This is a genomic window from Deinococcus sp. KSM4-11, from assembly GCF_004801415.1.
Lineage (GTDB): Bacteria > Deinococcota > Deinococci > Deinococcales > Deinococcaceae > Deinococcus.
In genome coordinates this window covers 171,423-197,087 of sequence record NZ_SSNX01000002.1, presented here as the reverse complement: position 1 = coordinate 197,087, position 25,665 = coordinate 171,423, and the positions used below count along the sequence as shown (strand labels likewise).

Genomic DNA, 25,665 nt, shown 5'->3' with positions numbered 1-25,665 from the left:
CTACCGCACCCGCAGGCGCATGGAGTCGGCGTGCCCGACCATGCCCTCGGTATCGGCCATGGTGATGAATGGGGGCGCGACCGTGTGGTTCGCCGCGTCGCTGACGCGCTGCCACGTGACGGTCTTGATGAACTTGCCGACCCACAGGCCGCCGGTGTAGCGGGCCGCGCGGCCGGTGGGCAGCACATGGTTCGTGCCGATCCCCTTGTCGCCGTACGCGACGGTGGCGTTCTGGCCCAGGAACAGCGAGCCGTAGTTCTTCAGCCGCGCCAGGAACCACGCGGGGTCGCGCGTCTGCACCTCCAGGTGCTCGGACGCCACCTGATCGGAGACCCGCACCATCTCCTCGTCGTCCTCGACGAGCAGGATCTCGCCGTAGTCGCGCCACGACGCCCCGGCGGCGTCGGCGGTGGGCAGCGACGCGAGCTGGCGGTCGATCTCGCGCGTGACCGCCTCGGCCATCGCGCGCGAGGTGGTGATCAGCACCGACTGCGAGTTCGTGCCGTGTTCCGCCTGGGCCAGCAGGTCCGCCGCCACGAACTCCGGATCGGCGGTCTCGTCGGCCAGGATGCAGATTTCGGTGGGGCCGGCCAGCAGGTCGATGCCCACGACCCCGAACAGCTGGCGTTTGGCCTCGGCCACGTACGCGTTGCCCGCGCCGACGATCATATCCACGGCCTCCAGGGGCGGCGCGCCGTCCAGGCCGAAGGCCATGGCCGCCAGCGCCTGGGCGCCCCCGATGGCGTAGATCTCGTCGGCGCCGCTGTGCACCATGCCGTAGAGCTGCAGGGCATTCACCTTGCCAGTGCCGCGCTGGATGGGCGCGCACGCCACGATGCGCTCCACGCCCGCCACCTTCGGCACGCCGATGGTCATGACGGCCGACGCCAGGATGGGGTAGCGGCCTCCCGGAATATACGAGCCGACCGCCTGCACCGGGATCTGCTTTTGCCCGATGGTCACGCCGGGCAGCGTCTCCTCCTCGAAGTCGATCAGCGTGCGGCGCTGCGACTCGGCGAAGTGCTTGACCTGCGCGATGCTGAAGTCGATGGCCCGCGTGACCGAGTCGTCGAGCGACCCGAGCTGCGAGCGGATGTCGGCCTCCGAAAGCCGGAACTCGGCTGGGGCGAAGCCGTCGAACTTCTCGCTGTAGCGCCGCACGGCGTCCACCCCCTCGCGCTCGACATCAGCGATCACCCGCGAGACGGTGTCCTGGATTTCCTGGTTGACGGCGGCGGGCTGCGGCGGGGCTTTCTTGAAGTATTCCATGTGAACTCCTGTGGCGGGTCTGGATTCAGTGGCTGCTCGGTCGGCACAGCTGTTTCAGCAGGGCGAACCCGTTCCAGACCATGTCCTCACGGCGGATGCGGCCGGCGGTGACGTCGTAGTGGCTGATGCCGCTGATCCGCACGCGCTGTCCCGTGGGGTGGCCGTAGACCCCGGCTCCCGTGTGGGTGCCGACGAAGGTCCAGCGGGCGGCGACCTTGAAGCCCTGCGCGTCGTCTCCAGTCCCGGTGACCTGCTCGACGTGCATGGCGCCGTCCGGGAAGGCGGCGAGCCATTCCAGGACGTACCGGGTCAGCTGGGCGGGGCCGTGCAGGCGGGCATAGCCGGGCACCCGGATGGTCGCGTCCGGCGCGTAGTACTGCCCGGTGAGGTTCAGCATCCGGGCGTTCCAGACCACGGCGGCGATGTGGCCGGGCAGGTCACCCGGCAGCGGGGCCGTGGCGTCCACCGGGAGGGGAGGGGGCGCCTGACCGGCGCCGCGCACCACCTCGCCCACGGGGTGAACCGGCCCTCCGGTGCCCGCTTCGGCTGCCCGCTGCGCCAGGCTCCGGGCCAGGGCCCACTCGTCCAGACCCAGCTGACGCACCACGGCCAGCTCGTCGTGCACGCTCCACTCCTCGACCACGCGGCCGCCCTGCATGAGCCGCTGGGTGATGCCGCGCCACTGCACGGCGTGGCCCGTCGGCGGGCCGTACGGGCCGTGCCCGAGGTGGTGGCCGCTGACCGTGACCCGGTGGGACGAGAGCATGCCGTCGGCGGTGGCCTGCGAGATCATCTCGTCGCCGTGCAGGCGCGCGTCCGGCACGGGAGCGAGGGCCTGGAGGGTGCGCTCGGCAAGCTGTTCCCGTCCGTACAGCTCGGCGTCCGGCAGGTGCACGGGCGTGTTGTGTGCGTACCGGGTGTAGATCGCGCCGATTGCCTTGTCCTCCCAGATGGAGCGTGTGAGCCGGATCAGGTCACGCTCCAGGGCTGGCCGCGCTTCCACGGGGCCGGCCCCCCCGCCCGGCTCAGAGTCCGGCGTCACTGGGGGTCGGTTCGGCGTCACCCCGGCCTCCGGGCAGACCGTAGAGCTGTTTGAGGAGGGCGAATTCGTCGAAGACGGTCCATTCCTGCACAACCTTGCCGTCCCGGATGATGTGGTGGCTGATCACGATCAGGTAGATGCGGCGTCCGGTCGGTGCCCCGTACGGCCCGTAGCCCTCATGCGTGCCCTGGAAGGTGCAGCGCGTGGCGACGCGGAAGCCCCGGTCGGCGTCACCCACCACACTCTGGTGATCCACCGTGATGGCCAGGTCGGGGAAGGCCGCCATCAGCGTGATCACGAAGTTCTCGTAATCGCCGTACCCGAACAGTTTGCGGGAATCCGGCACGAAGGCCACATGGTTCGGGGCGTAGTGGTCGCGAACCATGTTGACGAGTCGGGCGTTCCACATGTTCAGCAGGATGGCGCGGATGAAGCCCTGCGGGTCGTCCCCAGCAGCCGGGACGGCCAGGAATTCCGGGTACTGCTGGCCGGTGGGGAGACGGTCGAGTTCGCCGTGGGTGTGCGGGGTCGCGGGCAGCAACGCCCGTTTCGCCAAGGCCACCGGGTCGTAGCCCATCTGGCGGATCACCGTGATGCCGTCGTGCGTCAGCCACTCCTCCACAATGCGGTTCTGCACGATGAAGCAGTCCGCGATGCCCCAGTACGCGATCTTGCGGCCGGTCGGCGGGCCGAACTCCGTGTAGCCGCTCTGCGTGGCCGTGTTGGAGTGGCGGTGCGAGGTGTAGAAGCCCTGCTGATCGTCGCCGCTCCAGATCACGTCGTCGGCATAGGCGCGCAGGTCGCCCCACATGGCGATGTTCTGGGCGGTGTTCCGGACGACCGTCTCCCGCCCGTAGATGATGCCGCTGGTGGTGTGCACGATCGAGTTGTGGGCGTAGTGGGTGTAGATCAGACCGATGGCCTTTTCTTCCCAGATCTTGTGGGTGCAGCGCACGATGTAATCGACGATGTCGGTGTAGTCCTCGTCGAAGCCCGCCAGGGGTTGACGGCGCCCGGTGTGGGCGGCCAGCACGAAGTCCGAGTAGTCCGGCCGGTCGGCAAAGTCGAAGACGGGGAGGGTTGATCTGCCGGCCATCACAGCGCCTGCTGCGCGTGGAGCTGTTTGAGGAGGGCGAATTCGTCGAAGACCGTCCATTCCTGCATGACCTTGCCGTCCCGGATGATGTGGTGGCTGATCACGATCAGGTAGATGCGGCGTCCGGTCGGTGCCCCGTACGGCCCGTAGCTCTCATGCGTGCCCTGGAAGGTACAGCGCGTGGCGACGCGGTACCCCCGCGCTTCAGTCCCCTGCACGCACTGGTGGTCGATGGTGATTGCCAGGTCCGGGAACGACGCGAGCATGGTGATGACGAAGTTCTCGTAATCGCCGTACCCGGCGAGCTTGCGGGAATCGGGGACGAAGGCGACATGGTTCGGCGCGTAGTGTTCCCGAACCATGTTCACCAGTCGGGCGTTCCACATGTTCAGCAGGATGGCGCGGATGAAGCCCTGCGGGTCGTCCCCAGCAGCCGGGACGGCCAGGAATTCCGGGTACTGCTGGCCGGTGGGGAGACGGTCGAGTTCGCCGTGGGTGTGCGGCGTGGCGGGCAGTACCGCGCGCTTGGCCAGCGCCATGGGGTCGTAGCCCATCTGGCGCAGTTCGGTCAGCGTGTCTGAGGCGAGCCATTCCTCGACAATTCTGTTCTGCACCACGAAGCAGTCGGCAATGCCCCAGCGGTGTACTTTCCTGCCGCTGGGGGGGCCGTACTCGCTGTAGCCGGTGTTCACGCCGACGCTGGACACGCGGTGCGACGAATAGAAGCCGTCACGCTCGTTGCCGCTCCAGATCACGTCGTCCGCGTAGGCACGGCGCTCGGCGTACACCGCGATGCGCTGCAGGGTATTGACGACCATCGCCTCGCGCCCGTACATGATCCCGCTGGAGTAGTGCACCAGGACGTTGTGGGCGTAGTGGGTGTAGATCAGACCGATGGCCTTTTCCTCCCAGATCTTGTGGGTGCAGCGCACGATGTAATCGACGATGTCGGTGTAGTCCTCGTCGAAGCCCGCCAGGGGTTGACGGCGCCCGGTGTGGGCGGCCAGCACGAAGTCCGAGTAGTCCGGCCGGTCGGCAAAGTCGAAGACGGGGAGGGTGCTGGTCTGTGGATCGTCCATGGAGGTCCTTGAAGGAGGAGTGGCGGGGTGGGATGGAAGCTTGGCGCGGGACTTGCGGGCCGTGCGGGGCGGGGTGGTCATGACCCGTTTCCCCGGGCGCTCACTTCACGGCCCCCACGGTGATGCCCTCGACGAAGTACTTGCGGATGAACAGCGACATGATCAGGATCGGCACCATCACCAGCATGCCCGCCGCCGCCACCTGCTCCCACATCGGGCCGCGTGGCCCGGAGATCGTCTGGATGGCCACGGGGAGGGTCAGCGAGTTCGAGCGCGTCAGGATGAGCGCGAAGAAGAATTCGTTCCATGCCGAGATGAACGCGAACACGGCCGCCACCAGCAGGCCCGGCATGACCAGGGGCAGGGTCACGTGCCGCAGGGTCTGGAGTTCGTTGCAGCCGTCGATAAACGACGCCTCCTCGATCTCGACCGGAAGCGCGTCGAAAAAGCCGCGCAGCATCCAGATGGCGTAGGGCAGCGTGAACGACAGGTACACGATGATCAGCGCCCACGGCGTGTCGATCAGGTTCAGCGTGCGGAACAGGGTGAAGAAGGGAATGGCGACCACCACCGCCGGCACGAACTGCGTGATCAGGATCAGCAGGAACAGGGTGTCGCGGCCCCGGAACCGGTGGCGGGACAGCACGTACGAGGCTGCCGCCGCGAGCGGAATGGTGATCGCCACGGTCAGGAACGACACGAGCGCGCTGACCCACACGTGAGAGCCGAGCAGGATCGGGTCGGCGAAGATGGCCCGGAAGTTGGTGAAGATGGGCGTGAAGAACAGCCGCGTGGAGTACACGTCGATCTGGTTCTTGAAGGCGGCCAGGATCATCCACACCAGCGGGAACGCCACGAAGAAGATGACGGCCAGGGTGGCGATCACCTCACCCGTCTGGGCGAGGCGGCGGCGGAGGATCACCCCGGGTTCGGGCGGGCGGCGCATGGAGCCCTGCATCAGTCCCCCTTCATCAGCGTGCGGACGTAGAACGTGGCGATGACCGCCATGATGGCCACCAGCAGGTACGACACCGCCGAGGCGTAGCCCAGGTCCAGGTTGCGGAACGCCACCTGGTACACGAAGTAGTACAGCGTCTGGGTCGAGTCGCCGGGACCGCCCCCGGTCATGATTGCCACCTGGTCGAACATCTTGAAGGCGGAGATGATCTTCAGGAGCGCCACGATGTAGATCACCGGGGCGAGCAGCGGCAGCGTGATGCGGCGGAAGATCTGGAAGCTGGTCGCGCCGTCCATCTTGGCGGCCTCGGTCGTCTCGGTGGGAATCGAGCCGAGCGCCCCGATGAACATCAGCGCGAACAGCGGCGCCCAGCCCCAGATCTCCGACATGGCGATGGACACCAGGGCGCTGAATTCGTGCCCCAGCCACACGTAGCCCTTCAGGGGCGGGAAGACCTCGCCCAGCATCTTGGCGTATACGCCGTATTCGGGGTTGAGCATGAAGCGCCACGAGTAGCCCTTGAGGATCGGCGCCACGGCGAAGGGAAAGATCAACAGGGTGCGGGCGAAGACGTTGAGCCGGGTCGGTTTGGCCAGGATCAGGGCGATGGCCAGGCCGGTCAGCAGGGTCAGCGTGACCGAGATCAGCGTGTACAGGGCGCTGACGCCCAGGCTGTTGAGAAAGCCGGCGTCCGTGAACGCCCGCGTGTAGTTCGACACGCCCACGAAGGGGCCGGGTGTGGGGGAGTTGATCAGCCGCCAGTCGCGGAAGGAGGTGATGAACGACGAGACGAGCGGATAGATCACGGTGGCGAGGATGACCAGCATGGCGGGGCCGAGCATCAGCCAGCGCAGGCCGCTGCTCTGGGGTCGCCACGGCCGGGTGGCGGCAGCCTGCGCCGCGCGGGCCACGGGCTCGGCCACGAGTTCAGGCGTCGTGCGGGGAAGTTCCATCAGTCCTCACCTCAGCCGGGCCAACCTGTGAAGGTGGCCCGGTGTGATTTGCAACAGGAAGCGGCGGGGGCCAGCGCCGCCCCTACTTGTAGTAGCCGGCCCGTTTCTGGATGGCGTCCACGTCGTTGGCCATGCGGTCAAGGGTGGCTTTCACGTCGGCGCCGGTGGCCATCTGGTTGATGCCGATCTCGAGCACGCTCTGGATCTCGGCCCAGGTCTTGACCTGCGGCAGGGTGCGGGCGTTGGCCAGGGCCTGCGCGCCGACCTTGGGAATCCCGCCGTTGGCGGCGTTGACCTTGGGGTCGTTCATGCCGGAGAAGGTCACGATGGTGTTGTCGGCCTCGGCGGGAATGCTGCGGTTGGAGGCCACCTTCTTCTGCACTTCGGTGTTCGTCACATACTTGATGAATTCCCACGCCGCGTCAGGGTTCTTGGAGTTCTTGAAGATGCCCAGCGGCCAGATCAGGGCGTAGTTCTGGGTCTTGCCGCCGGCCCAGCCGGGCGCGGGCGCGAAGCCGACATTGTTCAGCACGGCCGGAGCGACGCCCTTGGGATCGGAGAAGCGCGCCCAGTACCACCACCAGCCGACCCACATGGCCGCGCGGCCCTGCAGCAGCTCAGAGGACGACTCGGGTTCCGCGAAGGTGGTGGCGGCGGGGTTCGTGACCTTGTCCTTACGCAGGATATCGATGTAGAACTGCGTGGCCTGGACGCCCTTGGCGCTGTTGAAAACGGGCTTGTTGTCCTTGTCGAGGATGTCGCCGCCGTTGCCCCACAGCATGCTGACCCAGTTGAAGAGGTTCTGGCCGGCACTCACGCCGTACATGGTCGACAGGCCGGTCATGCCGGGTTTCTTCTGCTGGATGGTCGCGGCGGTCTTGACCACGTCCTGCCACGAGGTCGGCACCTTCAGGCCCAGGTCCTTGAAGACGTCCTTGCGGTAGAACAGCACCAGCGGGTGGCCACGGAAGGGCAGGCCGACGATGTTGCCCGACGCGTCGCTGGAGGCCTCGATGTAGGCGTTCGGGTAGTCCTTCATGTTGATCTTGTCTGCGGCGATGCGGCTGTTCAGCGGCAGCATCTGCGACTTGAAGGCCTCGCCCCAGGCGTCCACCCACGCGACCACGTCGTAGGTGCTGCCGGTGGTCGCCTCGACCAGGATCTTCTGCTGGAGGGCCTCGTAGGGCGTGTTCTCCCACTTGACGGTGATGCCCGTGAGCTTCTGGAACTCGCTGCCCTCGCCGGTGAGCTTGATCATCTGGGCGAACTGGCCGGCCGTGGCGCAGCAGATCAGGAACTTGAGCTGCGTGCCGTTGTAGGGTTTGCCCGACTTGAGGCCGTAGGTGGCGGCGGTCTGGGCGGAGCCGGGTGTGGTGAGCGCGAGCGCGCCCAGGATGCTCAGGGTCAAGCCGACGCGCCGGTGAACTCCTCGATCTGCCTTGATCATGTGATTCCCTCCTGACAACTGTGTCGTGAACCGTTCATGGGGGTCTGGGCGGTCTGTGGAGTGGTGGCGCGCCGTGGGGGCGGCACCAGGGATCCCGTGGGGAGGGTGGAGCGGGGTACACGAAACCACTGCTGGGCGGAGCCGAAGACGCCCGCGGTGCAACGGTTTGCATACGTATTCATACCTTAGGGGTCGGACTTTGGTTTTGTCAAGCCTTCCTTGAAACGCGTTCAGCCGCAGCTCTATCAAGGCATTTTGTGGCGTTGCCCTTGACGGCCCTGGTCGCGTGGAGTAGGTTTTGCATACGTATTCATATCCCGGCGCGTGCCGATCCGCCCGTCCCACCGCTGGCGCCCACTGCGCCTTCCCGTCCTGGAGGTTCCATGACCGCTCAGCCCCCATCCCCGGACCTGCCCACGCCAGAAGACCTCGGCGCCATGACCGGCAACGTCGTCCGCTTCCGTGACTTGACCTCACGACCCATCCCGCTGATGTTCATCGACTCGATCCTGCCCGGCCACCAGCGCCACAACTACGCCGTGATCGGCGACACGGCCGCCGAGAACGACGCCTACACGCCCTTCATCACCTCGCCGCACGGCTTCCAGATCGGCATGGTGCGCGCCCGCCAGGGCAACGGCCCGGCCTACCACACCCACGACTACATCGAGTCGTTCCTGCCGCTCAAGGGCCGCTGGCGCTTCTACTGGGGCCAGGGCCCAGACAAGATCGATGGCGAGACCATTCTGGAGGAGTTCGATTACATCACCCTCCCGGCGCAGCTGTGGCGCGGCTTCGAATGCATCGACGAAGGGGAGAGCTGGATCTTTGCCGTCCTCGAAAAGCACCAGGCCTTCGAGGGTAAAGATCCGTACTGGGCGCCGGACGTGATCCGCCGGGCGCGCGAGTACGGCTTCGAGGCCAGCGAGAGCGGCAAGATGATCAAACCCGACAACTTCGCCGAGCTGGAACAGCAGATGCTGGGGCAGTTCGGGGACGACTGAGGCCGTGACCACCGTGCTGCTGCCCGGCACGCTGTGCGACGACTCGCTGTGGGAGGGCGTGGCGCGGCCCCAGGACAGTCGCGTCCTCCCGTCGATCCGGGGCGCCACCCTCGCCGACGCCGCTGCGGACGCGGTCTCCGGCCTGAGCGATGCCCTGCACGTGGTGGGCTTCTCGCTGGGCGCGCTGGTGGCCTTCGAGGTGCTGCGCCGGTGGCCGGAGCGGGTGGGCCGCGTGACCCTGATCAGCGCCAATCCGCTGGCGCCCACGTCCGCGCAACTGGACGCCTGGGCCGGGCAGCAGCGGGCCACCGAGGCGGGCGGGTTCGCTGAGGTCGCCCGGCAGGTGGCCGGGGCGGCGGGAGTTCACGCGCCCGCGGTGCTCGGCATGGCCCGCCGGGTGGGGGCCGCCACCTTTCTGGAGCAGCTGGCGCTGCTGCGCTCACGCCCCGACAGCCGGCCAACCCTGGCGGCCTACACGGGCCCACTGACCCTGCTGGTGGGCGCCGACGACGCCGTCACGCCGCCCGCGCTGAGCCTGGCGATGGCGGCGCTGGCCCCACAGACCGACCTCCGCGTCCTTCCGGGCGCAGCCCACTACCTGCCCCTGGACGCCCCCTGGGCGGTCTCGGACGCCCTGCGGGAGCCTTTGTATGCCTAACGTGCTGGCGGAGCTTCACGGCCGCCTGGGCCGGGGCGAGACGATCCTGAACGGCTGGCTGCACCTGCCCGGCGGCGTCAGCGCCGAGGTGATGGGCCACGCCGGCTACGATGCCCTGACCATCGACCTGCAACATGGCCTGATCGGGGAGGGCGGCCTGGTGCCCACCCTGCAGGCCATGGCCGCCACGCCCGCCGCGCCCTTCGTGCGGGTGCCGGGGCTGCATGCCCCAGACCTGATGCGCGTCCTGGATGCCGGGGCGGTGGGCGTCATCTGCCCCATGATCGATACGCCAGGGCAGGCGGCGGCGCTGGTGCAGGCGTGCCGGTACCCGCCGCAGGGCACCCGCTCCTTCGGCCCGACCCGTGCCCGCCTGGTGCACGGCGACACCTACGCCGCGCGGGCCGACGCGCACACCGTGGTCTTCGCCATGATCGAGACCGCCGTGGCCCTGGCGAACCTCGACGCCATCCTCGACACGCCCGGACTCAGCGGCGTGTACGTCGGACCGGGGGATCTCAGCCTCAGTCTGACGGGCCACGCCACCCTGGATTTCCGGGGCGGTGACGTCGAGGAGGCCGTCGCCCGCATCGCCCGCGCGACCCGTCAACGCGGCCTGATTCCCGGCATCTTCACGCAGGGCGGTGACCTGGCGCGCGCGGCGATGGCGCTCGGGTACCGCTTCGTGACCGCCGGTTCCGACTTCGCCCTGCTGGCGGGCGCCGCGCGCGGCGTCCTGGGCGACCTGCGCGCCGGTACGCCCACCCCCTCCACGTCCCTGTACTGACCCGTGTTCCGCCCGCACCTGCAAGGAGGCGCCCGATGGCCCGCATTCTGAAATCCGGCATGAACGCCCAGACCCAGCTCAGCCTCAACGAGACCGTGCAGACCACGGTGCGCGGCCTCATCGCGGATATCCGGGCGCGTGGGGACGACTCGCTGCGCCAGCACTCGCAGGCCTTCGACGGCTGGAATCCGCCGAGCTTCCGCCTGAGCGCCGAGCAGATCGAGCACGCTGTGGCCCAGGTGCCCGAGGTGCAGCTCGCCTCCATCCGGTTCGCGCTGGAACAGGTGCGCACCTTCGCGCAGGCGCAGCGGGCGTCCATCCACGAAGTGGAGATCGAGACGATGCCCGGCGTCACCCTGGGGCATAAGGTGTTGCCCATGAACTCGGTGGCGTGCTACGTGCCGGGCGGGCGCTACCCCATGATCGCCTCGGCCATCATGAGCGTGGCGACCGCCAAGGTCGCGGGCGTGCGCCGGGTGGTGGCCGTGACGCCCCCCAAGGACGGGCAGCCGTACCCGGCCACCGTGGCGACCATGCACCTCGCCGGCGCCGACGAGATCTACATCATGGGCGGCGTGCAGGCGCTCGCGGCGCTGGCGCTCGGCACGCCGAGCATCCCGGCCGTGGACATGCTGGTCGGCCCCGGCAACGCCTACGTCGCCGAGGCCAAGCGGCAGCTCTTCGGCCAGGTCGGCATCGACCTGCTGGCCGGCCCGACCGAGACCCTGGTCATCGCCGACGACTCGGTCGACGCGGAGCTGGTCGCGACGGACCTGCTCGGACAGGCCGAGCACGGCACGAACTCGCCGGCAGTGCTGCTCACCACCTCCGAGACGCTCGCCCACGCGGTGGAGGCCGAGATCGAGCGTCAACTGGGCGTGCTGTCCACCGCCGCCGTGGCCGGGCAGGCCTGGCGCGACTACGGGCAGATCATTCTGGCCGACGACGAGGACGAGATGATCCGCATGGCCGACGAGATCGCCTCCGAGCACGTGCAGGTGCTCACCCGCGATCCGGATGTCTTCCTCAGCGGCATGACCAACTACGGCTCGCTGTTCCTGGGGCCGGAGACCAACGTGGCCTACGGCGACAAGGCCATCGGCACCAACCACATCCTGCCGACCGGCCGCGCCGCGCGGTACACCGGCGGGCTGTGGGTCGGGAAGTTCCTCAAGACCGTGACGTACCAGCGGGCCACCCGCGAGGCCTCGGTCGTGGTGGGCCGGCACTGCTCGGTCATCTGCGGCATCGAGGGGTTCGCCGGTCACCAGCGGCAGGCGGATCTGCGTGTCGAGCGGTATGGCCCGGCACTCGCCGTGGGCACCGACGACTGAAGCCGGCGTTTATGCTGGAAGCACGTCCATGACCCGTCCGCCCACGAGCCCACCGGTTCCCGCCCAGCGGATCACGTCCCTGGACGTGTCGCGCGCGGCGGGCGTGTCGCAGTCCGCTGTGTCGCGGGCCTTCACGCCGGGCGCGTCCATCAGCGCCGAGACGCGACGCCGGGTGCTGGAGACCGCTGAGCGGCTCGGGTACCAGCCCAACGCCATCGCGCGCTCCCTCGTCACCCAGCGCAGCGGGATCGTCGCGCTGATCGTGGGGGAACTGCACAATCCGTTCTACCCGCAGGCTCTCTCCCAGTTCGCCCAGGCGCTCGAGGCGCGCGGCAAGCGGGCATTGTTGCTCACCCATGATCCCCGGCGCGACGTGCAGGAGACGCTGGACGCCGCGAGGTCGTACCAGATCGAGGCGGCCATCGTGTTCCCCACCCGCCTGACCGCCAGGCCCCCCAGCCTGGGCAACGTGCAGGACGGCGGCATCCCGGTGCTGCTGTTCAACCGGCACCTGCCCGGCCACCAGCTGCTCTCGGTCGCCTGTGACAACTACAGCGGCGGTCGGCTGGCGGCGCAGGTGCTGCTGGACGCCGGCGTGCGCCGACCGGCTTTCATCGGCGGCGATCCCGACACGTCCACCCACCAGGATCGCCTGCGGGGCTTCACGGATCGCCTCGCCGAGGCGGGCCTGCGGCCGGTGGCGACGCCCGCCCGCGCGTTCCAGTACGACTGGGGCGTGCAGGCCACCCTTCACCTCGACGCCGCAGGCGAGCGGCCCGACGGATTTTTCGGCGCGAACGACATCGTGGCGATCGGCGTGCTCGACGCGCTGCGCACGCTGGGACGGCGCGTGCCCGACGAGGTCAGCGTGATCGGATTCGACAACATCGACGAGTCGGCCCGCCTCGCCTACCGGCTGACGACCATCGGACAGCCGCTGGCGGCCATGGTGGAGGACGCCCTGCGCGCCCTGGACGACCCGCGGTCGGGCGAAGGCCCGCGCCTGCACGCGCCCGAACTCATCTGGCGCGACACGGTTGTCGGCGGCCGGTCGTGAGCAGTCCCTCCGGCCCCGGCCCCCTGACCGGCCGCGTTGCCCTGGTCACCGGCGGGGCCGGCGGCATCGGCAGCGCGATCTGCGAGACCCTGGCCGGCGCCGGTGCGGCGGTCATCGTGGGCTACAGCGGCAGCGAGGAGCGCGCCGCGACCCTGGCGGACCGGCTGCCAGGCAGCGGCCACCGCGCCCTCCGCGTGACGGTCGACGATTCCGGCGTGCTGGTCGCGGCCGCCGCCGATGTGCAGGCCCTCGAGGGCCGGCTGGACATCCTCGTGAACAACGCCGGGATCACGACGCCGGTGCCGCACGCGGATCTGGAGGGCCTAAGCGACGGGTGGATCGACACCATCTTGCGCGTCAACGTGAGGGGCCCGTTCGCGTGCGTGCGGGCCTTCGCGCCGCTGCTGCGGGCGCACGGGAGCGGGCTGGTGGTGAACATCTCCTCGGTGGCCGCCGTCACGGGCCTGGGCTCCAACGTGGCCTACTGCGCCTCCAAGGCCGCCCTGGACTCGCTGACCCGCTCGCTGGCCCGCGCCCTCGCGCCGGACATCCGGGTGCTGAGCGTGTCGCCGGGCTGGGTGGACGGCGAGTACGCGGCCCGCATGCCGCCCGAACTGATCGCGGCGCAGGCGACGCTGACCCCCCTGGGGCGCATCGCCCGGCCGCAGGAGGTGGGCCGCGCCGTCCTGGCCGCCGCGACCCACCTGACCTTCACGACCGGCGCGGTCATCCCGGTGGACGGCGGGCGCCCGCTCGGGTGAAGGAACCACCGGAGGTACGGCGCCAGAACGCGGCGTTCGGGCCTACGTGGCGGCGTCGGCCGACGGCTCGATTCTGGCGCGCACCCGGTCGAGGAACGCGGAGCTCCCCAGCATCTGCAACTCGTCGCCGGCCTCCAGGATCGTCGATCCGCTGGGCACGATGTACTCCCCGCCCCGGTGGATCAGCAGGATCAGGGCCTCGGGCGGGAAGTTCAGGCTCACGATCCGCTGCCCGACCACCCGCGAGTGCGGAGGCACGACCACTTCCACGAGGTCGTTCTTGCCGGCTCCGGTGGGCGTGAATTGCAGACGCTGCGTGTTCTGGCCCCCGGCCTTCTCGGCATCGACGCCAAGCCAGCGGGCCACCACCGGCAGGGTCGTGCCCTGGATCAACAGACTGGTCAGCATGATGAAAAAGGCCACGTTGAAAATGGTGTCGGCGCCCGGCAGGTGCTCGAGCAGCGGGAAGGTGGCCAGGATGATCGGCACCGCGCCGCGCAGCCCCACCCACGCCACCATGCCCTTGTGAGGGGTGGGCATGCGGGCCAGGGCGAGGCTGATGTACACGGCGACCGGGCGGGCCACGAACATCAGGAACAGGGAGATCAGCAGGCTGGGCACGGCGAGCTGCACGACCTTCGACGGAAACACCAGCAGGCCGAGCAGCAGGAACATGCCGATCTCGAGCAGGTACGTCAGGCCCTCGTGCCACTGGCGCAGCGACCGCTTGTGCACGAACGAACTGTTGCCCAGCACGACCCCCGCGATATACACCGCGAGAAACCCACTGCCGCCCACCAGCGCCGTGGACGCGTACACCAGGCCCACCAGCGCGACCGACAGGACGGTGTACAGCCCGTCCGACGGCAGGTTGATCCGGTTGAAGACCAGCACGGCCAGCCGGCCCAGCCCCAGGCCGATGACGCTCCCCAGTACCATCTGCTTGAGGAACAGCGGAATGACGTCCGTCCACGGCGTGCCCGGATGGGCGATCAGGGACGTCAGACCGATCACCAGGAACACGGCCATGGGGTCGTTCACGCCCGATTCGAATTCCAGCAGAGGTTTGATCTGGCCCTTGAGGCCCAGCGCCCGCTCCTTGAGCACCGAGAAGACCGCGCTGGCATCCGTACTCGACACCACCGCGCCCAGCAGTACGCTCGTCAGCCAGGGCAGCGCGAGCAGCGCGTGCGCCACCACCGCCACCAACCCGGTGGTGAGGAGTACACCCAGCGTGGCGAGCAGCAGTCCGTCGCGCAGGGCGGGCCGGGTGTGCGCCCAGTCGGTCTCCAGGCCGCCGGAATACAGGATGAAGGTCAGGGTGAGAATCCCGACGGCCTGCGTCAGGGGGTAATTCTCGAAGTCGATCCCGCCGGGCCCCTCGCTGCCCGCCAGCATGCCGATGACCAGGAACAGCACCAGGCCCGGAATGCCGAGTCGACCGCCGAGCTTACTGGCCAGGAGTCCGAGGAGCAGCAGCACGGAGATCAGCAAGACGGGAAGGTCGATGGGATTGACATGGTTCATCCCCTTTACCATAGTGGCCGCTCCTGAGAGCTGCTCATCGGCCCACGGCCACGCGGGCACACCGGGGGCTTCCGGTGGCTGGAGACCCAGGACTCCGCTACCGTAGGGCATGGCCATCGACGATCCCGTCTTCGCCTTCAGCGTCGAACAGGAACTCGACAAGGCCGCGGCCCTCCTCGCCCGCGGTCTGGCCGCCCAGCGTGCGCCCCACTACACCGACACCGCCCGCTTCCTGATCCTCGTCGATCTGGCCGGCGGCCTGCGACAACTCCTCAAGCTCGCCCGCGTCCTCCTGACCGCCACACCGGCCCCGGCAGAGCCTGCCCCCTCCCTCCCGGCCCTGCTGGAGGCCGTCCTGGCGGTTTTTCCACGGCTGGTCTGGAGGACGGACGAGGGCGAGAACATCTATCAGTTCCTGCGGAACGACGCGCTGCTCAAAGAGATTGTCTTCCATCTGGAGGCGTTCGAGCGGTTCCGGGCGGGCGAGGTGCTGGACTGGCCCGGAACGGAGCGGCGGCCCCGGAATCCCGAGTTTGCGTGGCGGCAGATGGAACGCGGCGTGGCGGAGCAGCTGTTTCCTGAGGAGGAGGAACGCCACCACCGGCAGCTGTCGGCAGACCCGGCAGCGTATCAGCAGCCGGTGAACGACGAGGTCGCCCGAGTCCTGACCCGCTGTGTGGACGACCTGTTCACCGTGCTGTCCAGAACGTCGAATCTCAAGGCCGTCCGAACCGGGCCGGCCCGCTGGCGCCAGCTGCTGGGCCAAGGCCGGACGTGAGGTCCGGCAGCAGGATCTGGGGCAGCCGTTCCGGATCTCCACCCAGGGCCTGAACTCAGGGCAAGAAGGTGCAGGGGACGGAGGCTGACCTCCGTCCCCTGCCGTTCAGAACCCTCAGCGGGCGAGGTTCCAGGTGAGGTTGGCACGCACGTACTTGCCCAGGTACCGGTTCGAGCCGAGGGTGTCCGACAGGCCGTCCACGCTGAGCTGGAAGCCAGCCGTCCTGGTCACTTCGTCTCCGTGGAACGCCTTGAAGGTGATCGGCACATGGAAGGTCGCCGGCAGGCTCGTGACCGTGTAGGTGGTCGCCGGGTTGCCCGCCAGTTCATAGGATTCGGATTCGTCCGGGATGTAGGGGCTGAGGCTGAAGGTGAAGCCCGGCAGGTCATGGGCATCGGCGTCCACCACCAGGACGGCGTCCACCGTCTGGCCCTCGGCGGCCGTGACGGGTTGCAGCGTGAACGTGAGGTTCGCGGTCTGGAGCACGACGTTCAGGTCGACCGAGGCGACATCCTTGCCGCCCTGCGATGCCACCAGTTTCCAGGGAGCGGCGTCCTCCGGCGCGGGGAACGCGACCTTCGTGGGACGCAGCTTCAAGGCGGCCGGCGCTGCGCCCGGCGTGAACGTCGACGGAGACACCTCGATCACGTCGCCCGTGTCACCGTCGGCCCGCTCCATGCGCAGGGTCACGGGGCCGCCACCACCCGTGGTCGTGATCGGCAGGCTGCTGACGCTCCACTGTTTCAGGCTCAGCTCGCGGGTGCTGGATGTCAGGGTGAACGGCGTCGCGGCGGTGGGCTGGGGGGCGGGGGTCGCGCTGACCGGTGTGGGAGTGGTCGCCTCCGTGGCCGCCACGGCCGTCGCGGTGGGCACGCTGGGGGCCTGCTGCGAGCAGCCGCTCAGCAGGGCCACGGCCACCAGTGCCAGCAGGCCGCTCGTCTGGGGCCGGATCGCGGTTCGTTTGGTGGAGCGGAGGGGAACGGAGACGCGCATATGCCCGTAGCGTAGGCCCGCGCCCGAGGCGCCGGATAGACGCGTGCATCACGTGATTTTTTCAGTCCTCTAATGAGTTTTCCGGCGATGGTCTTGAAAAATCAGGCCGCGATGAAGGTCGCGTCGAACCGGGTCACGCCGGGGTGGGCGTGTGTTGCGGCAGTTGCACGATGAAACTCGCGCCGCCCAGGAATTCGCTCTCGTCCGCCCGGGCACGGCCTCCGTGTGCGGCCGCCAGGGCGTGCACGATGGCCAGGCCCAGGCCGCTGCCCCCCGTGTCGCGCTGGCGGCTGTCGTCCAGGCGGGTAAAGCGGGTGAAGACCGCGTCGCGGCTCTCGGCGGGAATGCCGGGGCCGTCGTCGTCGACGCGCAGCACCACCGCGTCACCCAGGGGTTCCACGCTGACCTGCACGTGGCCCCGCGCGTGGCGCACCGCGTTCTCGACCAGGTTCGCCAGGATCTGCCGCACCCGGTGGGGATCGGCCCAGGCCTGGGCGGGGTGGCACGTCAGCGTCAGGGCCACGCCGCGCGCCGCCGCCCGGTCCGTCAGGTCGTGCACGACCTGGGCGCCCAGGGCTGCAAGGTCCGTCTGCGCGCGGTACAGCGGGAGCTGCCCGGCCTCCAGCAGGGTCAGGGTGCGCAGGTCGTCGACCAGCCGCGTGAGCACCTGCGCCTGGATGCTCAGCATCCGCACCTGCTCGGTGTTCAGCGGGTACACGCCGTCCTCCAGGGCGTCCAGCCGGGCCTGGATCACGGCCAGGGGTGTGCGCAGTTCATGCGCGATGTCCGCCACCGCCTGCCGCCGCTCCAGTTCGAGGTGCTGGAGGTTGCTGGCCATTTCGTTGAAGGTTCTCGCGAGGTCCGCCACCTCGCGTTCCCCCCGGAAGACCGGGGCGCGCACCGCGAGGTTCCCCTTCGCGAGGCCCTGGGCGGCCCGGCTGATGGCACTCACCGGCTGCGCGACCCGCCGGGCCAGCAAGAAGGCCAGCAGCGCGGACGCAATCGCGGCGATGACGCCCACCTGCACCAGCGCGGCCTGCACCTGCCGCACGAAATCCTGGGTGCGGGGCGCAAAGGTCTTCGGCCCGCCGCCTCCGCTCCCATCGTCCCGCGTGCGGACGCGGCGGCCCTCGACGATGGTCAGAACCTGCCCGGCGGCGCTGTAGACGCTGCCGCCCACATCCGGGCTGCTCTGACCGGGCGGCAGGTACGGGTCGGCGACCGACCCGGTGCGAACCTCCGGATTGGGCGTGGAGACGATCACCTGACCGCGCCGCTGCGCTTCGGCCTGGGCGCGCAGATAGGTCTGCATCTCCGGCGGCAGGCGCCGCACCTCGCGCTCCACCACGGCGTTGGACAGCACGAACATGCTCGCCACGGTGAGCAGCGACACGGCCAGCATGGCCAGCAGCATGGTCAGCGCCAGGCTCGGCCCGCGCCGCAGTCCGGTTGCCCGCAGCAGCCGGGTAAGCATCAGGTGCTCACTTCCAGGCGGTAGCCGACGCCCCTCACGGTATGCAGCAGGTGCCCGGCGCCGCCGGCCTCGAGCTTGCGGCGCACGCTGGCCAGGTGGGCGTCCACGACCCGTTCCAGGGCGTCGCTGTCGGGCAGCGCGGCCGCGAGCAGTTCCTCACGGGTAAACGCCCGGCCGGGCGCCTCGGCCAGGTGGCACAGCAGCCGGAACTCGGCGGGCGTGAGGTTCAGGATCTGGCCGCTCACGCGGGCCAGCACGGCCCGGCGGTCGATTTCCAGCACGCCGACCCGCAGGGGCTTCTCGTCGTCCTCGAGCACGGCGCTCGCGCGGCGCAGCACGGCCTTCACCCGGGCCATCACCTCGCGGGGCCGGAAGGGCTTGACCACGTAATCGTCTGCGCCGAGTTCCAGTCCCACGATCTGATCCGTCTCCTCGGCGCGGGCGGTGACCATGATCACGGGCGTCTGCCCGTCGGCGCGCACGGCCTTGAGGACATCCAGGCCGCTCTTGCCGGGCAGCATCACGTCAAGCAGAATCAGGTCGGGGCTGGCGGCGCGGAACACGGTCAGGGCGCTCACGCCGTCGCCGGCGCGTTCGGTGCGGTAGCCCTCCTGGCGGGCGTAGGCTTCGAGAACTTCAGCCAGCTGGGGTTCGTCCTCGACAATCAGGATCAGGGCGCTCATGCCCGCCATGGTACGCACCCCGCGTGAAGGGGATGCGAATGAACATCCACTCCCGATCCACCCTAAATACTATAGAAATACTGTGCTGGACAGTCTGGATCGATCTTCGACAAATCTTCAAACAAGCTGCGCGGTCTGTTCGTGAACCCCGCCGACACTGCGCAGCATGACCACCCGACCCCGCGCTCCTGCCCTGGTTGCCCGCTCCGCCGCGCTGACCGTCTGCCTCGCCCTGGGCGGCGCGTCCCTGGCCCAGTCGTCCACGCCCGCCGCGACCCCCACGGCCACGACGACGCCCCTCACGCTCGACGCGGCCCTGGCGCTGCTCAGCGGCGCGCCCAGCGTCACGCAGGCGCAGCTCTCCGTGCAGGTCGCGCAGAAGAACCTCGACGCTGCCCGCACCGCGCTGGGCCTGACCGTCAGCGTGAGCGGCAATGCCGCCTACACCGGCCCCGGCACGACCACCGCGTCGGACGGCACGACCACCAGCCTCGCGTCCTCGCTGAGCGGCAGCGCGGGCGTAAACGTCAGCCTGGGGCTGCTGCCCTGGTCGAGCAACCAGAGCAGCCTGCGCGCCGCCCAGCGATCCCTGGATCTCGCCCAGGCCAACCTGCTCGCGGCGGGCGCCTCGGCGCGCCTGAACGTGTACCAGCAGTACTACGCGGCCGTGCTCGCGAACCTCGACATCGATGTGGCCGCCCGGACGCTGGCCCTGCGGCAGCGGCAACTGACGGTCGCGCAGACGCAGCAGACCGCCGGGAACGCCACCTCCGAGAGTGTCCTGAGCGCCCAGGCGGCCCTGCAGGCGGCGCAGGCCGCCCAGCTGCAGGCGGCGGCCAGTCTGGAGGCCGCCCAGCGCAGCCTCGGGGCGGCCCTCGGGCAGACCGTGGGCACCAGCGCCTTCCCGAGCGTGCCGGCCGAGACCGTCACCCTGCCGGACGTGGCGGCCCTGGTCGCCCGCGCCCGCACCAGCCGCAGTGAGGTCGTCGACGCCCGCAATACGCTCGCGGCCGCACAGGACACCCTCGACACGCAAAAACGCACCCAGGCCCTCCCGGACATCACCGCCTCGGTGCGCTACGGCCCAAGTGGCAGCGGCGGCTTGAGCGCGAACCTGAACCTCACGCAGGGCACCGTGGGCGCGGGCTACGCCGTGCCGCTGGGCACCAGTTCGAGCACCACGGGCACCACCACCGACCGGATCAGCGCCAGCATCAGCGGGTCGTACGTCGTGTACTCCCCGGCCGTCGCCGCGCAGGTCTCCGCCGCGCAGGCGAACGTCACGCAGGCGCAGCTCAGCCTCACGGTCGCGCAGCAGACCGTGGAGCTCGACGTCCGCACGAAGTACTCCACCCTGCAGACCAGCATCATCGCCGTGCAGGCCAAGGTCACGGCCGTGCAGGTCGCGCAGGCCGCGCTCGACACCGCGAACGCCCGCCTGAAGGCCGGTACCGGCACGGCCGACGATGTCATGGCCGCCGAGCTCGACCTCGCCCAGGCGCAGCGTGACCTCCAGGCCGCGCGCGTCACCGCCCAACTCACCCTCATTCAGCTTCAGAACGCCGCCGGAGGCCCCGCATGATGTTCACCCGCCCACGCTTCACCGTCCCTGCCCTGACCGCCGCCCTGCTGCTCGGGGGCGCCGCGCACGCGCAGGCCGCCGCGAGCGCCACCCTGACGGCCGCCGTGACGGCCGCGCTCGCCAACAACACGGACGTGAAGACCGCGCAGGCGAACCTGGACAAGGCCCAGGCCGCGAACGTGGCCGCGCAGGCGGACCCCAGTTCGCTGGTGGCCGCGAAGCTCTCCGCCAAGAACACGTACGCGCTGGCCCAGGCGCAGCTGCGTGGCGCGAAGCTGGGGGCGCTCCAGAACACGGTCACCGCCTACACCACCCTGCTCGAGGCGCAGGAGAACGTGACCCTCCAGACCCTGCAGGTGCAGGTCGACACCAAGGGCGTGCAGGTCGCGCAGGTCAAGCTCGGCATCGGGAACGCCACGACGCTCGACGTCACGAACGCGCAGAACACCCTGGCGAGCAGCCAGCAGAACCTCGCGGACGGCAGAGCGCAGGTGAACCTCGCCAGCGCGAAGCTCGCTACCCTCACGGGCCTGGCGAGCGGCGTGCGCGCGGCCGGGGTGCCCAACGTACCCAAGCTGAGCAGCACGCTGGCGACCCTGCAAGGTGGCCTGGGGAATCTCAGCGCCGTCACGTCGGCCGCCGGTGACCTGACCCTCGCCACCCTGAACGTGAAACTCGCCGACAACGACTTCACGCCCGCCCGGACCCTGCAGGACGCGAAGACGGCCCTGGCGAACGCGCAGCGCAGCTCCGACAGCGCCAGCAAGGCGGCCACGCAGAGTCTCGCCAGCGCGTACCAGGCCGCCCAGAACGCCTACGAGCTGCTGGCGGTCGCGCAGAGCCGCGAGGCCGCCGCGCAGAAGACGGCCACGCAGGACGCCGCCCGCCTCAAGAGCGGCACCATCTCGGCGGTGGAACTGCAGAGTTCGCAGCTGGCCCTGAAGAAGGCGCAGTACGCCCGACTTCAGGCACAGGACAACGTGCTGGTGAGTCTCGCGGCGCTGTCCGTGGCGAGCGGGGTGAATCTCACGGGCATCGGCGGCAGCATATGACCATGACCTCTCCGTCTGTCGGTTCCCGGCCAGCCCGTCGGCGCCGCTGGCCGTGGGTGCTCGCGGGCCTGGTGCTGCTGGCGGGGGTGGGCGGCGGGGTGTACGTGGCGCGCAGCCGGTCGGCCGCCACGACCACCGCTCCGGTGACCACGACCACGGCCACCGCCGATCCGGGTGTCCTGCGCGTCAGCGTGAGCGGCCCCGGCACCCTCGAGGCGAACGTGACCCGTACCGTGGGCGCCGACCTGACCGCCACGGTCGGGCCGGTGCCGGCCGTGGGGGAACGCGTCACGAAGGGCCAGCTGATTACCGTCCTGAAAAGCGACACGGTCGACCAGAACGTGCAGACCGCTCAGCTGAACCTGGACAAGGCCCGCGCCGCCGTGGACGCCACGCGGGCCAGCCAGGCGAACTCGGCCGCCGGACGCAGCAGTTCGGTCACGCAGGCGCAGAACAGCCTGACGCAGGCCGAGCAGGCCCTTGCGGACGCCCAGCGCACGTTGCAGGGCCAGCAGCGCCTCAGCGCCATCGGGGCCGTCAGTGCCCAGGCGCTCGCAGACGCCCAGTCGGCGGTGCTGAAGGCCCAGCAGTCGGCGGAGTCCGCGCGGGCCAGTCTGGACGCTGCGCAGACCCAGGCGGCCACCGGCGGCAGCAGCGACGCGCAGAACCTGCGCAGTCAGGTGATCGCCGTGCAGCAGGCGCAGGACGCGCTGAGTACTGCCCTGAAGGCCCGGTCGGAACTCAAGGTGTACGCGCCGATCACGGGCGTCATCAGCACCGTGAGCGCCACCGAGGGCACTGTCGTGACCAGTGGCGCGACCATCCTCACGCTGCTCGACGACACCACCCTGAACCTGCCGGTGCAGATCGACGAGACCGAGATCTCCGGCGTGAAGGTCGGGCAGGCGGCCGAGGTGACGCTCGACGCCTATGACGGCCAGACCTTCTCCGGGAAGGTCGTGCGCGTGTCGCCGGGCGCCACGCAGAGCAACGGCATCTCGGTGTTTACCGCGACCGTGCAGCTCGGCAATGCGGGCGGCAAGCTGCGCAGCGGCATGACCGCCCAGGCCGATATCATCCAGAGCGAGCAGCGCGGCCTGCTGGTGCCCAGCAAGGCGATCCAGACGGTTCGCACCCGCTCGTACGTGCAGGTGCCCGTCGCCGCCGGGGCCGATCCCGAGCGGGTGCGCGTCGAGACGGGCGCGACCGACGGCACCAACACCGTCGTGACGGGCGGGCTCACGCCCGGTCAGACGATCATCGTGCCCGGCAAGAGCGCCAGCAGCGGCGCGGCCACCCGCTCGGGCACGGCGCGAACCCAGGGCGGCTTCGGCCCGCCACCCGGAGGCGCGCCATGACCGCCGCCCCCACCCCGGATCTGTCCGCCGCCGCGCCCACGCGACCGGCGGTCGTGGACATCCGGGACGTGCGCAAGGTGTACGAGACGGGCGACATCGTGTTCGCGGCCCTCAAGGGCGTCAGCGTGCAGATCTATCCGGGCGAGATGGTCGCCCTGATGGGCCCGTCGGGGAGCGGCAAAACCACCCTGATGCAGATCATCGGACTGCTTGACCGGCCTTCGGGCGGCAGTTACGTCCTGGGCGGCCGGGACGTCACGACGCTGACCGAGAACGAACGGGCCGAAGCGCGCAACCAGGACATCGGCTTCGTGTTCCAGGCCTTCCACCTGCTGCCGCGCCTGAGCCTCGTCGAGAACGTGGAGGTGCCCCTAACCTACGCCGGCGTGCCCCCGCGCGAGCGGCGGGAGCGGGCCATGCACGTCCTGACGCGGGTCGGTCTGGACAGCAAGGCGAAGAACCTGCCCAGCCAGATCAGCGGTGGGCAGAAGCAGCGCGTGGCGATCGCCCGCGCTCTGGCCGGCAGTCCCCGGCTGCTGCTCGCGGACGAGCCCACCGGGAACCTCGACACCCGCACCAGCGAGGAGGTCATGGCCTTTTTCAGCGAACTGCACCGCGAGGGCACCACGGTCGTCCTCGTCACGCACGAGCAGGACATCGGGGCCTACGCCGAACGGGTCGTGCGCGTCCGCGACGGCCTGATCGAGAGCGACACCCGGCAGGTGCCACGCGTACCCGCTCCGCTGGAGGCGCAGGCATGACCACGACCTCCCCGGAGCGCGCCCCGGCCGCGGCGCCGCTCGCGGCCACGCCGCATCGGCGCGGTGGAGGAATCGGCCTGGGCGGCGCGTTCACCATCGCGTGGCGCGCGATCATCGGCACGCCGCTGCGCTCGATCCTGACGGCGCTGGGCGTGATCATCGGGGTGGCGGCGGTCGTGGCCCTGACCGCCATCGGCCAGGGCAGCACGGCGGGCGTCACGCGCAACCTCGAATCGCTGGGCACCAACCTGCTCACGGTGGGCAGTGCGCGCGGCTTCGGCGGTGGCAGCCTGGTGCGCGCCGGGCCGCGCCAGAGTGTCACCGTGAAGGACGCCGAGGCGCTCGCCACCACCTTCGCGTCCCGCATCGTCGGGGTCGCCCCCGCCGCGCAGAGCAGCGTGCAGGCGAAACTGGGCAGCAACAACACCCAGGCGACCATCGTCGGGACGTGGCCTGCGTACGAATCGGTCCGCAACAGCCCCGTCGCTACCGGTGACTACTTCACGCAGGCCGATGTGGACGGCAAGAAGCGCACGGCCGTGATCGGCCATCAGGTGCTGCTCGACCTGTGGGGCGACGGCACGGACGGCAGCGCCACCGACGACCAGGCCATCGGGCAGCGCATCCGGCTCGGCTCGGTGAACTTCACGGTCGTGGGCGTGCTGCCCGACAAGGGCAACTCCGGCTTCGGGAACGCCAACAGTCAGGTGCTCGTGCCGCTCAGCACCTACCTCCAGCGGTTTTCCCGCACCAACGCCAGCAGTGGCGAGCCCACCGTGAACAACGTGTACATGCAGGCCACCGATGCCAAGGACCTCAAGCAGCTCCAGTCCGACGTGACCGATCTGATGATGGTCCGGCACAAGCTGACCGACCCCACCAGCCTGGACTTCCAGGTGCAGAACCAGGCGGACTCGCTGGCCAGTCTCAGCGCCATCACCAACACCCTCACGATCCTGGTCGGCGCGATCGCCGGAATCTCGCTGCTGGTCGGCGGGATCGGGATCATGAACATCATGCTGGTGTCCGTCACCGAACGCACCCGCGAGATCGGGGTGCGCAAGGCCCTGGGCGCCAAGCCGCGCGACATCCTCACGCAGTTCCTGGTCGAGGCGTCCCTGCTGTCGGTCAGCGGCGGCGTGATCGGCATGGTGCTCGGCGTGGCCGCCGCATTCGGGGGCCGGGGCTTTGGCATCACGCCCGTGTTCTCGCCCACGCCGATGATCGTCGCGTTCGTGTTCAGCGCGCTCGTCGGCGTGTTCTTCGGGTACTACCCGGCCGCCCGCGCCGCCAGACTCGACCCGGTCGATTCCCTCCGCTACGAATAACTCTTCTTCAGGAGAACAGCCATGAAACACACCGCCCTCCTTACCACCGCCCTGGCCGTCACCACCCTCGCCGCCGCCCAGCAGACCCAGCAGCGTCAGCTGACGCCCGAGATGCAGGCCCGCATGAAGCAGATGCAGCCCATCTTCGACCTGGCCCAGGACATCCGCCTGCTGCCGGACCTGGAGAAGAACCCGGCCACGGCCATGACCAAGGCCCAGGCCAAGCTGCTGCTGCCGATCCTGACCAGCCTGCAGAAAGCGGCCGGGATCCAGCCGAACGACGCGAAGAAGTACCTGTCGCAGATCGAGGACAAGATCATGACCGAGGGGCAGCTCACCGCCATGGATGATCTGCAGCTCAAGGCCGAGCAGGAACGCGCCGCCCGGCGCGCCCAGGCGCAGGCCAGTGGGGGCGCCGGCGTGCGGATTCCCGGCGTTCCAGGGGCGGGCGGCTTTGGGGGCGGCCAGCGGCCCGGGGGGCAGAACGGCGCGCAGGGCCAGAACGGCCAGGGCGGGAACTTCCAGCCCGGCCAGTTCAATCCCTTCAAGCAGGGCCGCCAGGCCGACGCGCTCAAGGCGTACATCATGGTGCTGCAGAAGAAATAGTCACGTGTTACCACAGGACGACCGGGCAGGGGTTCCGCTCCTGCCTGGTCGCTCCGTGCAGCGATGCCTTAGCATTGA

Annotated in this window: 24 protein-coding genes; 13 read left to right on the top strand and 11 right to left on the bottom strand. The window is 69.5% G+C overall.

Annotation, left to right across the window (positions count from 1 at the left end; translation table 11 throughout):
• From hisD (E7T09_RS08070) to E7T09_RS08040, 7 genes are all read right to left on the bottom strand, one after another.
• Window positions 1–1,269 (bottom strand): histidinol dehydrogenase, encoded by a 1,269-nt coding sequence (hisD, locus tag E7T09_RS08070; protein WP_136388673.1) that lies wholly within the window; start codon window positions 1,267–1,269, stop codon window positions 1–3.
• Window positions 1,270–1,294: 25 nt separating this feature from the next.
• Window positions 1,295–2,332, bottom strand: a complete 1,038-nt coding sequence (locus E7T09_RS08065) for an ester cyclase (RefSeq protein ID WP_168734757.1) — start codon at window positions 2,330–2,332, stop codon at window positions 1,295–1,297.
• Window positions 2,295–3,407: an ester cyclase gene (locus E7T09_RS08060; protein ID WP_136388671.1), complete on the bottom strand. Its 1,113-nt coding sequence runs from the start codon at window positions 3,405–3,407 to the stop codon at window positions 2,295–2,297. Before E7T09_RS08060 ends, E7T09_RS08065 begins: the two co-directional genes overlap by 38 nt.
• Window positions 3,407–4,567 carry an ester cyclase gene (locus tag E7T09_RS08055; RefSeq protein WP_370293787.1) on the bottom strand — a complete coding sequence of 387 codons (1,161 nt, stop codon included), beginning with the start codon at window positions 4,565–4,567 and terminating at the stop codon, window positions 3,407–3,409. The genes E7T09_RS08060 and E7T09_RS08055 overlap by 1 nt, the downstream gene beginning before the upstream one ends.
• A gap of 19 nt (window positions 4,568–4,586) precedes the next feature.
• Window positions 4,587–5,444, bottom strand: coding sequence for a carbohydrate ABC transporter permease (locus E7T09_RS08050; RefSeq protein ID WP_240741685.1), 858 nt, complete (start codon window positions 5,442–5,444; stop codon window positions 4,587–4,589).
• Window positions 5,444–6,397 (bottom strand): carbohydrate ABC transporter permease, encoded by a 954-nt coding sequence (locus E7T09_RS08045; protein WP_136388670.1) that lies wholly within the window; start codon window positions 6,395–6,397, stop codon window positions 5,444–5,446. Before E7T09_RS08045 ends, E7T09_RS08050 begins: the two co-directional genes overlap by 1 nt.
• An 82-nt stretch (window positions 6,398–6,479) precedes the next feature.
• Window positions 6,480–7,844: an ABC transporter substrate-binding protein gene (locus E7T09_RS08040; RefSeq protein WP_168734756.1), complete on the bottom strand. Its 1,365-nt coding sequence runs from the start codon at window positions 7,842–7,844 to the stop codon at window positions 6,480–6,482.
• 383 nt (window positions 7,845–8,227) lie between these two features.
• Between E7T09_RS08040 and E7T09_RS08035 the strand changes: the two genes are divergently transcribed.
• The 6 genes from E7T09_RS08035 to E7T09_RS08010 are packed head-to-tail and all read left to right on the top strand — an operon-like array spanning window position 8,228 to window position 13,445.
• Complete coding sequence (locus E7T09_RS08035) at window positions 8,228–8,848, top strand: cupin domain-containing protein (protein WP_136388668.1); 621 nt, start codon at window positions 8,228–8,230, stop codon at window positions 8,846–8,848.
• Window positions 8,849–8,852: 4 nt separating this feature from the next.
• Complete coding sequence (locus tag E7T09_RS08030; RefSeq protein WP_136388667.1) at window positions 8,853–9,506, top strand: alpha/beta fold hydrolase; 654 nt, start codon at window positions 8,853–8,855, stop codon at window positions 9,504–9,506.
• Window positions 9,499–10,293 carry an HpcH/HpaI aldolase/citrate lyase family protein gene (locus E7T09_RS08025; RefSeq protein WP_136388666.1) on the top strand — a complete coding sequence of 265 codons (795 nt, stop codon included), beginning with the start codon at window positions 9,499–9,501 and terminating at the stop codon, window positions 10,291–10,293. Before E7T09_RS08030 ends, E7T09_RS08025 begins: the two co-directional genes overlap by 8 nt.
• 35 nt (window positions 10,294–10,328) lie before the next feature.
• Window positions 10,329–11,627, top strand: a complete 1,299-nt coding sequence (hisD, locus tag E7T09_RS08020) for a histidinol dehydrogenase (protein WP_136388665.1) — start codon at window positions 10,329–10,331, stop codon at window positions 11,625–11,627.
• 28 nt (window positions 11,628–11,655) lie between these two features.
• Window positions 11,656–12,684: a LacI family DNA-binding transcriptional regulator gene (locus E7T09_RS08015; RefSeq protein WP_168734755.1), complete on the top strand. Its 1,029-nt coding sequence runs from the start codon at window positions 11,656–11,658 to the stop codon at window positions 12,682–12,684.
• Window positions 12,681–13,445, top strand: coding sequence for an SDR family NAD(P)-dependent oxidoreductase (locus E7T09_RS08010; RefSeq protein ID WP_205746961.1), 765 nt, complete (start codon window positions 12,681–12,683; stop codon window positions 13,443–13,445). The genes E7T09_RS08015 and E7T09_RS08010 overlap by 4 nt, the downstream gene beginning before the upstream one ends.
• A 42-nt stretch (window positions 13,446–13,487) precedes the next feature.
• On the opposite strand, the gene E7T09_RS08005 is transcribed toward E7T09_RS08010, so the two are convergent.
• Complete coding sequence (locus E7T09_RS08005; protein ID WP_136388663.1) at window positions 13,488–14,972, bottom strand: potassium/proton antiporter; 1,485 nt, start codon at window positions 14,970–14,972, stop codon at window positions 13,488–13,490.
• Window positions 14,973–15,081: 109 nt separating this feature from the next.
• On the opposite strand from E7T09_RS08005, the gene E7T09_RS08000 reads away from it, so the two are divergent.
• Window positions 15,082–15,750, top strand: a complete 669-nt coding sequence (locus tag E7T09_RS08000; RefSeq protein ID WP_136388662.1) for a hypothetical protein — start codon at window positions 15,082–15,084, stop codon at window positions 15,748–15,750.
• Between the two features lie 114 nt (window positions 15,751–15,864).
• On the opposite strand, the gene E7T09_RS07995 is transcribed toward E7T09_RS08000, so the two are convergent.
• From E7T09_RS07995 to E7T09_RS07985, 3 genes are all read right to left on the bottom strand, one after another.
• On the bottom strand, window positions 15,865–16,743 hold the full coding sequence (locus tag E7T09_RS07995) for a hypothetical protein (protein WP_136388661.1): 879 nt from the start codon (window positions 16,741–16,743) through the stop codon (window positions 15,865–15,867).
• Window positions 16,744–16,876: 133 nt separating this feature from the next.
• A complete protein-coding gene (locus E7T09_RS07990) occupies window positions 16,877–18,217 on the bottom strand; it encodes a cell wall metabolism sensor histidine kinase WalK (protein ID WP_240741684.1) in 1,341 nt (446 codons plus the stop codon).
• Complete coding sequence (locus tag E7T09_RS07985) at window positions 18,217–18,900, bottom strand: response regulator (RefSeq protein WP_136388660.1); 684 nt, start codon at window positions 18,898–18,900, stop codon at window positions 18,217–18,219. Before E7T09_RS07985 ends, E7T09_RS07990 begins: the two co-directional genes overlap by 1 nt.
• Before the next feature lie 166 nt (window positions 18,901–19,066).
• Here E7T09_RS07985 and E7T09_RS07980 point away from each other — a divergent pair, with 166 nt between their 5' ends.
• From E7T09_RS07980 to E7T09_RS07955, 6 genes are read left to right on the top strand one after another with little or no spacing between them, the layout of a single operon-like run.
• Window positions 19,067–20,482 (top strand): TolC family protein, encoded by a 1,416-nt coding sequence (locus E7T09_RS07980; RefSeq protein ID WP_136388659.1) that lies wholly within the window; start codon window positions 19,067–19,069, stop codon window positions 20,480–20,482.
• Complete coding sequence (locus tag E7T09_RS07975; protein ID WP_240741683.1) at window positions 20,479–21,534, top strand: TolC family protein; 1,056 nt, start codon at window positions 20,479–20,481, stop codon at window positions 21,532–21,534. The genes E7T09_RS07980 and E7T09_RS07975 overlap by 4 nt, the downstream gene beginning before the upstream one ends.
• 2 nt (window positions 21,535–21,536) lie before the next feature.
• Entirely contained in the window at window positions 21,537–22,892 is a 1,356-nt protein-coding gene (locus tag E7T09_RS07970) for an efflux RND transporter periplasmic adaptor subunit (protein WP_136388658.1), read from the top strand.
• Entirely contained in the window at window positions 22,889–23,653 is a 765-nt protein-coding gene (locus tag E7T09_RS07965) for an ABC transporter ATP-binding protein (protein WP_136388657.1), read from the top strand. The genes E7T09_RS07970 and E7T09_RS07965 overlap by 4 nt, the downstream gene beginning before the upstream one ends.
• Window positions 23,650–24,981 carry an ABC transporter permease gene (locus E7T09_RS07960; RefSeq protein WP_136388656.1) on the top strand — a complete coding sequence of 444 codons (1,332 nt, stop codon included), beginning with the start codon at window positions 23,650–23,652 and terminating at the stop codon, window positions 24,979–24,981. Before E7T09_RS07965 ends, E7T09_RS07960 begins: the two co-directional genes overlap by 4 nt.
• Before the next feature lie 21 nt (window positions 24,982–25,002).
• On the top strand, window positions 25,003–25,587 hold the full coding sequence (locus tag E7T09_RS07955; RefSeq protein WP_136388655.1) for a hypothetical protein: 585 nt from the start codon (window positions 25,003–25,005) through the stop codon (window positions 25,585–25,587).
• Window positions 25,588–25,665 lie beyond the last annotated feature (78 nt).